10 protein-coding genes are annotated in these 12,748 nt (G+C 73.9%); 5 read left to right on the top strand and 5 right to left on the bottom strand.

What is annotated here, in order from left to right; genetic code table 11:
• The first annotated feature begins 7 nt into the window (after positions 1 to 7).
• Positions 8 to 2,206, top strand: a complete 2,199-nt coding sequence (locus ACIQMJ_RS11465; RefSeq protein WP_499760856.1) for a M20/M25/M40 family metallo-hydrolase — start codon at positions 8 to 10, stop codon at positions 2,204 to 2,206.
• A 45-nt stretch (positions 2,207 to 2,251) separates the two neighbouring features.
• The gene (locus tag ACIQMJ_RS11460) at positions 2,252 to 3,571 is read left to right on the top strand and encodes a serine hydrolase domain-containing protein (RefSeq protein WP_499760855.1); all 1,320 of its coding nucleotides are present in this window, start codon (positions 2,252 to 2,254) and stop codon (positions 3,569 to 3,571) included.
• Here the strand turns inward: ACIQMJ_RS11460 and ACIQMJ_RS11455 are convergent.
• The 4 genes from ACIQMJ_RS11455 to ACIQMJ_RS11440 are packed head-to-tail and all read right to left on the bottom strand — an operon-like array spanning position 3,504 to position 8,692.
• Positions 3,504 to 4,928 (bottom strand): nitrilase-related carbon-nitrogen hydrolase, encoded by a 1,425-nt coding sequence (locus tag ACIQMJ_RS11455; RefSeq protein ID WP_499760854.1) that lies wholly within the window; start codon positions 4,926 to 4,928, stop codon positions 3,504 to 3,506. The genes ACIQMJ_RS11460 and ACIQMJ_RS11455 overlap by 68 nt on opposite strands.
• Positions 4,912 to 5,484, bottom strand: a complete 573-nt coding sequence (locus tag ACIQMJ_RS11450; RefSeq protein ID WP_499760853.1) for a TetR/AcrR family transcriptional regulator — start codon at positions 5,482 to 5,484, stop codon at positions 4,912 to 4,914. The genes ACIQMJ_RS11455 and ACIQMJ_RS11450 overlap by 17 nt, the downstream gene beginning before the upstream one ends.
• A 44-nt stretch (positions 5,485 to 5,528) precedes the next feature.
• A complete protein-coding gene (manD, locus tag ACIQMJ_RS11445) occupies positions 5,529 to 6,758 on the bottom strand; it encodes a D-mannonate dehydratase ManD (RefSeq protein ID WP_499760852.1) in 1,230 nt (409 codons plus the stop codon).
• Positions 6,755 to 8,692, bottom strand: a complete 1,938-nt coding sequence (locus ACIQMJ_RS11440) for a cellulase family glycosylhydrolase (RefSeq protein WP_499760851.1) — start codon at positions 8,690 to 8,692, stop codon at positions 6,755 to 6,757. Before ACIQMJ_RS11440 ends, manD begins: the two co-directional genes overlap by 4 nt.
• Before the next feature lie 68 nt (positions 8,693 to 8,760).
• On the opposite strand from ACIQMJ_RS11440, the gene ACIQMJ_RS11435 reads away from it, so the two are divergent.
• The 3 genes from ACIQMJ_RS11435 (at position 8,761) to ACIQMJ_RS11425 (ending at position 11,785) form a co-directional block, all read left to right on the top strand.
• The gene (locus ACIQMJ_RS11435; protein WP_499760850.1) at positions 8,761 to 9,795 is read left to right on the top strand and encodes a LacI family DNA-binding transcriptional regulator; all 1,035 of its coding nucleotides are present in this window, start codon (positions 8,761 to 8,763) and stop codon (positions 9,793 to 9,795) included.
• Between the two features lie 10 nt (positions 9,796 to 9,805).
• Positions 9,806 to 10,678, top strand: a complete 873-nt coding sequence (locus tag ACIQMJ_RS11430; protein WP_499760849.1) for an NAD-dependent protein deacetylase — start codon at positions 9,806 to 9,808, stop codon at positions 10,676 to 10,678.
• Positions 10,679 to 10,879: 201 nt separating this feature from the next.
• A complete protein-coding gene (locus ACIQMJ_RS11425) occupies positions 10,880 to 11,785 on the top strand; it encodes a phenylalanine 4-monooxygenase (protein WP_499760848.1) in 906 nt (301 codons plus the stop codon).
• 81 nt (positions 11,786 to 11,866) lie between these two features.
• On the opposite strand, the gene ACIQMJ_RS11420 is transcribed toward ACIQMJ_RS11425, so the two are convergent.
• Positions 11,867 to 12,490 carry an SAM-dependent methyltransferase gene (locus ACIQMJ_RS11420; protein ID WP_499760847.1) on the bottom strand — a complete coding sequence of 208 codons (624 nt, stop codon included), beginning with the start codon at positions 12,488 to 12,490 and terminating at the stop codon, positions 11,867 to 11,869.
• Positions 12,491 to 12,748: the final 258 nt, after the last annotated feature.

Below are 12,748 nucleotides of genomic sequence, written 5' to 3'. Positions count from 1 at the left end.
TCTGCCGATGATCCGCCGGGTGTTGGTCCCGCTCACGGTGATCGCCGTGGTGGGCGTGCTGGCCGTGCTCGCGTTCCGCCCGCCCGCGCCGGTGGCGGACGCCCCGCCGGCGGAGTTCGCCGCCGGGCGCGCCGAGCAGCACCTGCGGGCCGTCGCGCAACGCCCGCACCCGATCGGTTCGGCCGACAACGAGCGCGTCCGGGACTACATCGCCGACACCGCCCGAGGCTTCGGCGCCGAGGTGTCGGTGGAGTCCGACGACGTCGTCCGGCCGTGGCGGGGCGTGCTCCGGGTCGCCACCGCGCACAACGTCGTGGCCCGCGTGCGCGGCACCGACCCGTCGGTCAGCGGCGGCAAGGCGTTGCTGCTGGTCGCGCACCACGACTCCGTGCCGACCGGCCCGGGGGCGGCCGACGACGGCGCGGCGGTGGCGGCGATGCTGGAGGCGCTGCGGGCGTTGACGTCGAGCGGCGGTGTGCGCAACGACGTGGTGTTCCTGTTCACCGACGGCGAGGAGGCCGGGACGCTCGGCGCGCAGGCTTACGTGCGGCGCAACGGGGTCGACGGGGTCGGCGCGGTGCTGAACTGGGAGGCGCGGGGCAGCGGCGGGCCGGTGTGGATGTTCCAGACGGGGGACGACAACGCGCCGCTCGTGTCGGCGTTCGGCGGGGCGAGCAGCAGGCCGATCGCGAACTCGTTCGCCTACGAGGTGTACCGGCGGATGCCGAACTACAGCGACTTCACCGTGTTCCGGGACGCGGGGGCGCGAGGGCTGAACAGCGCGTTCATCGAGCACGTGCGCGACTACCACTCGCCGTACGACGACGTGGAGCGGTTGGACCGGGGCAGCGTGCAGCACCACGGCGAGACGATGGTGGGCCTGGTGCGGGTGCTGGGCGACCGGGACCTGCGGGTACGCGGCGGTGACGCGGTGTACTTCGATTTGTTCTCCCGCGTGCTCGTGCGCTACCCGACCTGGCTGGCCGTGGCGCTGGCCGTCCTGACGGTGCCGGCCCTGGCACTGCTGCTGGTCCTGGGTGTGCGTCGGGGACGGCTGCGGTGGCGGGGCGTGGTGGCGGTGGCCGGGGTGGCGGTCGGCGCGGTGGTCGTGGCAGGGGTGGTGTCGTTCGGGGCGTGGTTGCTGGTGGCGGCGGTGCGGCCCGGGTTGGGCTTCCTGGCGCTGTCGGAGCCGCACGAGCGCGGCTGGTTCGTGGCCGGGTTCTGCGTGCTGGGGCTGGCGGCGCTGGTCGCGGCGGCACGCGTGGCGCGGCGGTGGTCGGCGGACGAGGTGGTCGCCGGGGTGCTGGTGGTGACGGCCGTGCTGCTGGCGGTGTCCGCGGTGGCGGTGCCGGGCGCGAGCTTCCTGTTCCAGTGGACCCTCCTGGCCGGCCTGCCCGCCTTGTGGGCGACGCGGGCCGCGTTCCTCCCGCCGCTGGTGGCGGCGGCGATCTTCCCGCCGCTGGTCGGCACGATGGCGGTGGCGCTGGGCATGCCGTCGAGCGCGGTGGCGGTGGTGTTCGGCGTGCTGGCGGGCGTGCTGCTGCTGCCGTTGCTGACCACGGGCTCGTGGTGGCCCGCGCTCGGCGTCACGGCGGTGGCGGTGGCGTTGCTCGCGCTGGGGACCGCGCGGTTCGGCTTCGCGCCGGACGAGCCGCGCCCCGACTCGCTGATCTACCTCCAGGACGCCGACGGCGGCCGGACGAGCTGGCTGTCGCCCGATCCGGAACCCGACGAGTGGACCTCGCGGGTGCTGGGGCAGGACCCGGAACGGGTGGGCTCGGCGCACCCGGTGTCCGCCGAGCCGATGATGCGCGCCGACGCACCCGACCTGGCCCTGCCCGCGCCCACCGCGACGGTGGTGACCTCGACCGACGCGTCGGTGCGGACCGTGACGTTCCGCGTCACGCCCCACGCCCGGGCGTGGCGGACGCACGTGACGCTGTCCGACCGGGGCGTGCGGGGCTGTCGCCTCGGGGCGACCGACCTGCCCGGCTCGGCGCTGGAGCTGTACGGCCCGGTCGGCCGGGAGATCACCTGCGAGCTGGACCCCGGCGCACCGCTGGAGGTGAGCGTGGCCGACCAGTGGGTCGGGCTGCCCGCCGAAGCGGCGTCGCTGGTCGGCCCGCGCCCGCCGGACGCCATGCCGGTCCAGTCCGGGAACCGCCCGTTCGACGGCGCGGTGGTGCGTGCCGCGTTCCGGTTCTGACCGGGTACCGGCCGCCGCTACGGTGGAGGGCCGGGGGGTGGTGTCGTGGTGCGACCGGACGAGTGGCCCGAGGTGCTGACCGCGCTGGAACGGCAGTCGGGGTGGCGGCTCCCGTCGCCGGACCGGGTGCACCTGGTCGACCTGATGCGGCTGTACGACGTGCCGGCGGTCAGCGTGGCCGTGCGGCAGGACGGCGCGGGACAGGACGGCGCGGGGCACTGGGCGGGCGGCTTCGGCGCCGGGCCGCGCACGCTGTTCCAGGCCGCGTCGATCAGCAAGCACGTCGCCGCGTTCGGGGCGTTGCGGCTGGTCGACCAGGGCGTGCTGGACCTCGACGAGGACGTGGACGCCTACCTGACGTCGTGGCGCGTGCCGGAGACCGGCGGCCGTCGGGCCGTGATCACCCTGCGGCAGCTGCTGGCGCACACGGCGGGCCTGACCTACAACTGGTTCCGGGGTTTCCGGCCGGACGAATCGCTGCCCACGTTGCGGCAGGTGCTGGCCGGCGAGCCGCCCGCCACCTCGCCGCCGGTGCGGGTGAGCCTGCTGCCGGGCAGCGCGTTCCGCTACTCCGGCAGCCACTACGCAGTGCTGGAGCAACTGCTCGAGGACGTCACCGGGACCGGGTTCGCCGAGCTCATGGCGGCCACCGTCCTCGACCCGCTCGGCATGGCCGACAGCAGCTTCGACCAGGAGTTCCCGCACCGCCGGTCGGACGTGGCGATCGGCCACCACCTGTCCGGGACGCCGCTGCCCGGCGGGTGGCGGGTGCAGCCCGAACGCGCCGGCGCGGGCCTGTGGACCACCCCGTCCGACCTGACCCTGCTCGGCTCCGAGATCGCCCGCGCCGCGGCGGGCGGGTCCGGCCTGCTGTCCCGCGACCTCGCCGAGCGGATGCTCACCCCGCAGGTGCCCGGCGGGTACGGGCTGGGCACGCACGTCGACGAGCACGGCGGCCGGCTCCGGTTCGGGCACACCGGCGGCAACGCCGGGTACTGCTGCTGGTCGTTCACCTGGCCGGACACGGGGGCGAGCGTCGCCGTGATGACGAACAACGACGCCGCGCACGAGGTCCTGTCCGCCGTGGTCGCCGCGGCCGAGGTCCACTACGGCCGGCCGCGCCGGGTGGAGGCGGTGGCGGTGACCGGCGTCTACCGGCTGCGCGAGGACTACCTGATCCGCGTCGGGTCCACCGACGGCCACCTGACCGCGACCGTGGCGGGCCAACCGCCGCTGCCGCTGACCCCGTTGCCCGACGGGCGGTTCCGCGTGGTCGACCTGAGCTGCGAGCTCACGTTCACCGACGGGGGAGTGGAGATCCGGCAGGAGGGCCTGAAGGGGACCGCGCCCCGGATCGGGCCCTGACCGCGCCGGCCACCGCCGCCGCCACGCACAGCCACGCGAACCAGTCGCCGAGCCGCGCGTAGGGGGTGGGACCGGCACCGACCGGCACGTCCGCGACCACGGTGGTGAACGGCTCCGCTCCGCCGGTGACCGCCTCGGCGACCACCCGCCCGCGGGCGTCGGACGCCATCAGCCGCGTCTGCCGACCGCCCCACACCACCGCCACCCCGTTCTCGACGCCGCGCAGCAACGCCGTGCGGCTGTGCTGCCACCCGTTGTCGTCCTCGTCGGACGCCGGGACCGCCAGCAAGCGCGCACCCGCCGTCGCGTAGGCGGAAGCCGGGTCGCGGTGGTTGACGTCGCCGCAGACCAGGACACCGGTCGTGCCGAGGATCGTGAGGTCGTGCCCGGCGGGACTGACCGTGTCGTGCTGCTTGAGGTACCGCACGGGCTCGCCACCGGACGCCGGGAACGTCAAGGCGTAGTTGTACTTCCGGCCGTCGGTCCACTGCGCGAACCCGACGACGATGTCGACGTCCTGCGCGTGGGCGAGTCGGGCCAGGGGGTCGAACAGCGCGGCCGGGCGGGGTTCGTGCGCGCCGAACGCGCCCTCCGGCAGCACCGCGAGCCGCACCCCGTCGGGCAGGGCCTCGATCTGCCGCGCGTAGCCGGCGACCAGCTCCGGTCCGGCCGGTGTGCCCAGGTCGGTGCCCCAGCCGTGGTGGTTGCCCGCCACCAGCGCCACCCGCTGGGTCGGCCCGTCGTCCTGGGTGAGCCGGACCCCGCCGGGGATCACGACGGCCGCGAGGGTGAGCCCGGCGAACCCGACGATCCGCACGTCCCGCTCGGTCAGCGCGGCGGCGACCGCCACGGGCACCAGCAGGACCAGGTACTCGACGCCCCACGCGCCCGTGAGCGCGGCGAGCTGCGCGATGAGCGGCACGTCGGCCTGCGTGGTCGCCAACGTGCCCATGATGCCCGTGGGGTTGAGCGTCGCCACGCCGTACAGGACCGCGGTCCAGGCCGCCGGTGGCGCCGTCACGGCGAGCAGCGTGCGGCCGCGGGTCAGCAACGCCCGGAACAGCGCGGTGGCCAGGGCGAACGTCGCCGCCATGCCGACCGTGACGGCGACGCCCCACGGCCACAGCGGCAGGTCGTGGGAGTGGGCGGAGAACGACCAGGAGTTCGTCGGGCCCAGCAGGCAGGAGCCGAACGCGAGGGCGGCGGCGGTGCGGGCGGAGGTTCGCGGGGCGACGAGGAGCACGGGCAGCGGTGCGAGCCAGGCCAGCCAGGGGACCGGTGCCGGCCCGGTGCCGAAGTGGAACAGGACGGCCGAGCACATCCCGGCCGGCAGCAGGACCTTACGCGATAAGTCCATTGAGGACCCTACCCGTGGTGCGCTTGCACAGCGCGCGGAAGTCGTTCTCGGGCATGTCCATCCGGCCGCCGAGGTAGAACTGGAGCAGGCCGACGACCGGCGTGGTGATGGCCGACGTGACCTCCAGCGGGTCGTCGGCGCGCAGCACGCCGTCCCCGATGGCCTGCTCGACCGCCGCGAACACCGGGGCGAACGCGGGCGAGCCGCCGGCCCGGAAGTCGTCCGGGAACCGCAACGCGTCGTCCCGCCGCTCGGTCGCCAGGTACCGGTAGAGGTTCGGCCGGTCCAGCGCGAAGTCGAGGAACGCGTCCGCCAGCACCTCGACCCGCCGCCCGAACGGCAACCCCGCGCCCAACCCGCCCCACCCGGCGACCGACTCCGCCACCGCACCGTCCACGACGGACCGCAGCAGCGCCTCGCGGCTCGCGAAGTGCCGGTAGGTGGCCATCGCGGTCACCCCGGCCTCCGCCGCCACCCGCCGCATCGTCACCGCTTGCGCGCCCTCGTCGACCAGGATCGCCAACGCCGCCGCCAACCGCTCGACCGTGTCCGTCACGTTTACAACGTGCACGAAGTCGGTCTACGGCGTACACACCCCGCTCACCAGTCGTGCACCGTTCCGTCCGCCAGCCGGTTCACCGGCAGGTACGCGGCGCGGTAGGGGAAGCGGGACGCGGCGTCCAGGTCCAGCTCCACCCCCAGGCCCGGGGCGTCGGACGGGTGCAGCAGGCCGTCCGCGAACGTGTAGGACGTCCGGAACACCTCCAACGTCTCCGGCGTGTGCCGCATGTACTCCTGGATGCCGAAGTTGTGCACGGCCAGGTCCAGGTGCAGCGCGGCGGCCATGCCGACCGGTGAGATGTCGGTCGGCCCGTGCATGCCGGACTTGACCCCGTACACGGCGGCGAAGTCGAGCACCTTCTTCAACGCCGTCACGCCACCGGTGTGGGTGACCGCCGAGCGGACGTAATCGATCAGCCGCTCGCCGAGCAGCGTGGTGTAGTCGTGGATCGAGTTGAACACCTCGCCGATCGCCAGCGGCGTGGTGGTGTGCTGCCTGATCAACCGCAACGCCGCCTGGTCCTCGCCGGGCGTGGCGTCCTCCAGCCAGAACAGGTCGTACGGCTCCAGCGCCTTGCCCAACCGCGCCGCCTCGATCGGGGTCATCCGGTGGTGGCCGTCGTGCAGCAGCGGCAACGACGGGCCGAACTCCGACCGCACCGCCTCGAACACCGAGGGCACGTGCCGCAGGTACGCCCGCGTGTCCCAGCTCTCCTCCACCGGCAACGCCGTGGGCCGCGCCGGCTCGTAGTCGTACCGGTCACGGCCGCCCGCCGCGGACGCCGCCACCCCGTACACCGTGTCCAGCCCGGGGATGCCGGTCTGCACCCGGATCGCCCGGAACCCCAGCTCCAGGTGCAGCCGGATCGAGTCGAACAGCTCCGGCAGGTCGCGCCCGGACGCGTGCCCGTACGCCAGCGCCCCGACCCGGCACGCCCCGCCGAGCAGCTGGTACAGCGGCATCCCGGCGGCGCGGGCCTTGATGTCCCACAGCGCCGTGTCGACGGCGGCGATCGCGGCCATCGTCACCGGACCGCGCCGCCAGTACGCGCCCCGGTACAGGTACTGCCAGGTGTCCTCGATCGCCGACGCGTCCCGACCGATCAGCAGCGGCACGACGTGCTCGCGCAGGTACGCCTCCACCGCCAGCTCGCGCCCGTTGAGCGTGGCGTCACCCAGTCCGGTGATCCCGTCCTCGGTGGTGATCCGGAGCGTGACGAAGTTCCGCCCCGGGCACGTCACCACGACCTCCGCCGCCGCGATCCTCATCCCAGCACCTCCCCGACGAACACACCGAAAGCACCCAGCTCCACCGCGTCCGACGGCGAGCCGTCCAGCCCCACCAGCGACCCGCCGGCCACCACCGGCCGCACCACCACGGGTGACGGGTGCTGGCTCACGAACCACGCGAACACCCGCCCGTCGACGGAGTGCTCCATCACCCCCGTCAGCACCGAGGGGTCGCCCACCCGCACCCGCGGCGGCACGCCCGCCACCTCCGCCAGCGCCGCGTACAGCCGCCACGTCGGCTCCGGGTTGACCCGCGGCGTCATCGCGGCCATGTGCTCCACCGGGTACGTGCACAGCACCAGCCACCCGTCGCCGACCCGGTGCCGCAGCAGCGCGGGCCGCCCGTGCCCGTCCACCGCGACCACCTCCGCCCCGTTCGGCACGACCGGCAGGAACGCGCGCGACTCGGCCGTCCCGCCGACCCGGAACACCAGCTCCTCGCCCGCGCCGATGCCGCCGAAGTCGCGCTGGAACACCATCCGCAGCTCGTCGTCCTCGATCGGGTCGACCAGCCCGTACCGCAGCTGCTTCACCACGCCGAACGTCTCGTCCAGCTTCGGCCACCACGGTCCGCGCTGCGTCCGGTGCTCGCCGACGAAGTACGACGCGTACACCACCGCGCCCGCCTCGGCGCGTTCCACCAACGTCCGCCACGTGGGCGCGGTGAGCTGCTTGACCGACGGCACGAGGTACAGCGCGCAGTCGTCCGGCACGCCGTCCAGCTCGCGCGCCACCCCCACCGGCAGGTCGGCTTCCCGCGCCGCGATGTACGCCTGCCGCGCGTTGTTGACCACACTGGTCGCGTCCTCGGGCTGCGTGAACGGGTAGCGCGCCTCCAGGAACGACGACACCAGCAACACGATCGACGTGTCCGGCCGCCGCAGCCGCGCGAAGTCCGTGCGCCGCAACACCTCCGTGAAGTCGCGCACCTCCCGCAGCTGCGCCTTCGGCCGCCCGGTGGAGTCGGTGAGCCCGAAGTGCATCTCGAACGGGTGGTGCCGGTACGGCTCCTGGTCGGCCAGGTCGTCGTAGTCGGTGTTGTTCCACGGGATCCAGCCGGTCGCGCCCGCCAGCAACGTCGTGTGCAGGACCTGCCGGTAGTAGTGCGCGGCGTTCTCCTCCGACACGTAGTCCGACGTCACCCCGAACTCCTCCACGACCACCGGCTTGCCGCCGATGTCGAGCAGCTCGCACACGAACGCCGCGCCGAGGTGCAGCCGCACCTGGTCGTCGTCCATCCGGTAGACGTGCGGACCGTGGAAGTCGATCAGCGGTGTCAGGTCGCGGACCCGGAAGCCGTTGTCCAGCCCCGTGACCTCCACGCCCCACGCGCCGTCGCCGATCGACACCGGCTGCGTCGCCCCCGCCGCCTGGACCTCCGAGATCAGCGCCGCCGCCCACGCCGTCACCGCGTCCGCGTCCAGCGTGCCGATGCCCCGGGACCGCCAGTCGGCGTAGATCGGGATCTCGTTGCTCAGCAGCCACCCCGCCACCGCCGGGTGGTCGTGCCACCGGCCGGTCAGCTCGCGCACGTACCAGCGCTGCCGGTCCAGGAACGATTCATCGGTGAAGACGTCCCGGCCGTTGCGCCACGCAGGGTCCCAGTTCTGGCCCGACATGTGCCCGACGACGAACGTCGGGATGGTCCGCATGCCCAGCGCGAGGTGCCGGTCGAGGAAGTCGTCGTAGCGGGCCAGCAGCTCGCCGTCCAGCGAGTGCTCGGTCGGCATGAAGTCGGGCCAGTAGAAGAAGCTGCGGGTCAGCTCGATCCCGTGGTCGCGCATCACCCGCAGCTCCTCGTCCACCACGGCGGGGTCGTAGTGGCGCCACATCAGCGGACCGCCGGTCCGCGACCAGTAGTTGACCCCGACCCAGATGTCCGGGCCGGCGAGCTTGGCGGAGTTGCGCTGCATGGCCCAGGTATATCGTTTAACCACGTGTCTGTCGAGGTCCGGTGGTCGGCCGGTGTAACGTTTGCCGGGTGTCAGGTCGCAAGCCGACGATCACCGACGTCGCCGCCCTAGCCGGGGTGTCGGTGGCGGCCGTGTCGAAGGTCGTCAACGGCAAGGGCAGCATCTCCGCGGCCACCCGCGACCGCGTCCTCACCGCCGCGAGCAAGCTCCGGTGGACCCCGTCGGCCGCCGCCGTCGCCCTGCGCTCGGCGAAGACCCGCGCCATCGGCATGGTCGCCAAGCGCTCGCCGGACCTGCTCAGCGCCGACCCGCACTTCACCCTGCTGATCTCCGGCATCGAGGGCGAGCTGTCCCCGCTGGGGTACGGCCTGCTGCTGCACATCGTCGGCGAGGAGCCCAGCGCGGAGGAGGCCGCCTACCGCCGGCTGGCCGACGAACGCCGGGTGGACGGCGTCGTGCTCACCGAGAGCCGGATCGGCGACACCCGGTTCGAGCTGCTGCGGACCCTCGGCGTGAACGCCGTGCTGATCGGCACGCCGTGGCGCGCCGACCCGGTGCCGTCGGTGCAGGCCACCGGCCTGGGCGACGGCCTCCGCGCGGCCGTCGGGCACCTGGTCGGGCACGGGCACCGCCGGATCGCCTACGTCTCCGGCCCCGAGGACCGGGTGCACACCGTGCACCGGCGGCGCGTGGTCGAGGACGCCCTGGCCGCGCACGACCTCACGCCCAGCCACTCGCTCGTCTCCGACTTCACCGCCGCCGGCGCGGTGGACGCGATCGGCGCGCTGCTGGCCGACCGGCGCCGCCCGACCGCCGTGCTGTTCGCCAACGACTCCATGGCCGTGGCCGGCATGAGCGCGGCCCGCCGGCTGGGCGTCGACGTGCCCGGCGAGCTGTCCGTGATCGGCCACGACGACCTGCCGCTCGGCGAGCTGGTCTACCCCCAGCTCACCACGGTCCGGCAGGACCTGGTCGGGCTGGGCCGCGCGGCGGCCCGCGTGCTGCTCGCCTCGCTCGGGGAGGTCGACCCCGCGCCGGTCGACGTCCGCCCGCCGGAACTGGTGGTCCGCGAGTCCACGGGCCCGGCCCCCGGCCGCACGTAAAGTGGGGGCCATGCGCACACGGCCGACGCTGAGCTGGACGCCGACCGGTGCGCCGCTGCCGCGCACGACCAGCCTGGACGAGGTCGTGCGGGTGCTCGCCGGAGGGCGGGTGCTGGTGCTCAGCGGCGCCGGCCTGTCCACCGAGTCCGGCATCCCGGACTACCGGGGCGCGTCCGGCAGCCTGCGCAAGCACACCCCGATGACCTACGACGAGTTCGTCGGCAGCGCCGCCGGTCGGCGCCGGTACTGGGCGCGCAGCCACCTCGGCTGGCGGACCATCGCCCGCGCCGCGCCCAACACCGGGCACCGCGCCGTCGCCGACCTGCACGCCCGCGGCCACCTCTCCGGCGTCATCACGCAGAACGTCGACGGCCTGCACCAGGCCGCGGGCACGCCGGACGTGGTCGAGCTGCACGGCAGCCTCGACCGGGTGATCTGCCTGGACTGCGGCGCGGTGAGCGCCCGCGAGGACCTCGACCGCCGCTTCCGCGCCGCCAACCCCGCGTTCGAGGCGACCGCGACCCGGATCAACCCGGACGGCGACGTGGACCTGCCCGAGCACGAGGTGCGGTCGTTCCGGCTGGTCGACTGCGCCGACTGCGGCACCGGGGTGCTCAAGCCGGACGTGGTGTTCTTCGGCGAGAACGTGCCCCGGCAGCGGGTCGAGCGGTGCTACGGGCTGGTGGACGCCGCGGACGCGCTGCTCGTGCTCGGCTCGTCGCTGACCGTCATGTCGGGCCTGCGCTTCGTCCGCCACGCCGCCGCCGCGGGCAAGCCGGTCCTCATCGTCAACCAGGGCGAGACCAGGGGCGACCCCCACGCGACCGTGCGCGTCGACCTGCCGCTGGGCCAAGCCCTGACCACCCTGCTCGCCCGCCTCTGACGGTCGGTCCTCGCCGGTCCTGTCGGCGACACCACTCACTATCGCTTCAGTGTAGAATGAAGTCCGATTGAGCGGTGACCGCTCGGTCGTCGGACGCGGCCGTCACCGATCAGCTCGCCACCGCCCGGCCGACGTCACCTGACGGGGTGAGTGGCGTCCGTCGGTCGCGTGTCGGCGGGACGGGCCGGGTACGCCCCGTGCATGACGAGCGAAACCATCGAGGTGCCCGCGCGGACGCCGGTGGCGCGGGACGGGAGGTTGGGCGACGCGCGGCTGCACCCCGGCCTGAGCGATCCCGCGTACCTGCGCCGCCGTGAGGCGATCGTGGCGGCGGCCGAGGGGCACGAGGTGGGTGCGCCCTCGCCGCCGGTCACCTACACCGAGCAGGAGCACGAGACCTGGCGGCGGGTGCACGCCGCGCTGGCGGTGGTCCAGGAGGGCACGGTGTGCCGGCGCGTGCTGGAAGCCCGGGACGCCGCGCCCATCCCCGCCGACCACGTGCCGCAGCACGCCGAGGTCGGCGACCGCCTCCACGCGCTGACCGGGTTCCGGTTCACCCTCGCCGGCGGACTGGTGCCGGACAAGCGGTTCCTCGGCGCGATGGCTCGCGGCTACTTCCACGCGGTGCAGTACGTCCGGCACCCGGCGATGCCCCTCTACACACCGGAGCCCGATGTCGTGCACGACGTGTACGGCCACGGCACGCACCTGTCGTCGCCCTGGTTCGCCGACCTCTACCGGCTGGTCGGCGCGGCGGCGTCCCGAGTGGACAGCGCGGACGCCCTGGACCTGATCAGCCGCGTGTACTGGTTCACCCTGGAGTACGGCGTCGCCCACGAGCGGGGACGGCCGAGGGCGTACGGGGCGGCGCTGCTGTCCTCGTACGGCGAACTGGGCCGGCTGCACCGCGCCGAGATCAGGCCGTGGTCCGTCGAACGCGTCGTGGACACCGCCTACGTGGCGGCCGGGTACCAGCCGGTGCTGTACGCGGTGCGCTCGCTGGACCACCTCGCCGACGCGCTGCACGACTTCCTGGACGGGTTCGACGAAACGACCCGCGAGCGCCTGCGCCTGCCCGCTCTGCACGAGCGCGGCACGGTCGCTTGACGACACCGGACCACCCGATACCGGCCCGCGCCGCCCCTGACCGCGCCGCCCCTGACCGCGCCGCCCCTGACCGCACCGCCCCTAACCGCGCCGGATCCGCAGCACGAAGTCCGACCGCGTCCCGTGCTGGCCCTCGGGCCCGGTGATCTCCCGCTCGACCGACTCGTCCACCTCCACCACCCACTCCGGCCCGAGCCGCAGCGAGGCCAGCACGTCGGCGTTGGTAGGGAACACGACCTCCACCGGCGGGTTGTCCCGCAACCAGGTCGGCCACCCGGCGTGCCCGACCACCAGCAGCACCCCGCCGCGCGCGACCGCCTCGGCCGCCCGCGCCAGGATGCCCTCCCGCTCGCCCTCCGCCGCCACCGACGAGTGCAGGAACTGCGCCGACACCAGGTCGAACACCCCGGTCGGGAACGAGCGCGCCAGGTCGTGCCGCTGCCAGTCGATCCGCGCGGCCACACCCCGCTCGGTGGCCCGCGCCGCGCCCCTGGCCAGCGCGACGGTCGACACGTCCACCGCGGTCACCCGCCACCCCTGCTCGGCCAACCACAACGCGTCGCCGCCCTCGCCGCAGCCCAGGTCCAGCGCCGTGCCGGGGCTCAGGTGCGCCACCTCCCGGACCAGCAGCTCGTTGGGCTTGCCGGTCCAGACCTGGTCCCGGTCGCGGTAGAACGTCTCCCAGTACTCCTCAGTCGCATCCATGCCCCCGATCCTCCGGACACCCCCGGTCGGTCGGCAAACAAAGTTGCCGATCCGGCAACTCGGGCCGTCGTCGCCCACGCGCGCGGAGTCCTGAGTGGTCACCTGAACGTGCGATGTCGTTGTGTAATCAGGAAGATCGCTCGATCGTGTAGTCGCCTATCGCTCGAACGTGTCGGCGACCTGCGGGTTCTACGCTGCCCTTCCGATATCGGGATCACACCGACCGCTTCCGCGCGCCGGCTGTCTCCACGGGCCGTT

The organism is Actinosynnema sp. NPDC091369, assembly GCF_044757065.1.
Lineage (GTDB): Bacteria > Actinomycetota > Actinomycetes > Mycobacteriales > Pseudonocardiaceae > Actinosynnema.
The sequence above is the reverse complement of the archived record's forward strand: the minus strand, read 5'-3'. Positions and strand labels throughout refer to the sequence as shown.

Bases quoted from the DNA above. Each gene is read 5' to 3' on its own strand.
- ACIQMJ_RS11465 (WP_499760856.1), top strand. From the start codon at position 8: ATGATCCGCCGGGTGTTGGTCCCGCTCACGGTGATCGCCGTGGTGGGC.
- ACIQMJ_RS11455 (WP_499760854.1), bottom strand. From the start codon at position 4,928: ATGGACTTATCGCGTAAGGTCCTGCTGCCGGCCGGGATGTGCTCGGCC.
- manD (WP_499760852.1), bottom strand. From the start codon at position 6,758: ATGAGGATCGCGGCGGCGGAGGTCGTGGTGACGTGCCCGGGGCGGAAC.
- ACIQMJ_RS11440 (WP_499760851.1), bottom strand. From the start codon at position 8,692: ATGCAGCGCAACTCCGCCAAGCTCGCCGGCCCGGACATCTGGGTCGGG.
- ACIQMJ_RS11430 (WP_499760849.1), top strand. From the start codon at position 9,806: ATGCGCACACGGCCGACGCTGAGCTGGACGCCGACCGGTGCGCCGCTG.
- ACIQMJ_RS11425 (WP_499760848.1), top strand. From the start codon at position 10,880: ATGACGAGCGAAACCATCGAGGTGCCCGCGCGGACGCCGGTGGCGCGG.
- ACIQMJ_RS11420 (WP_499760847.1), bottom strand. From the start codon at position 12,490: ATGGATGCGACTGAGGAGTACTGGGAGACGTTCTACCGCGACCGGGAC.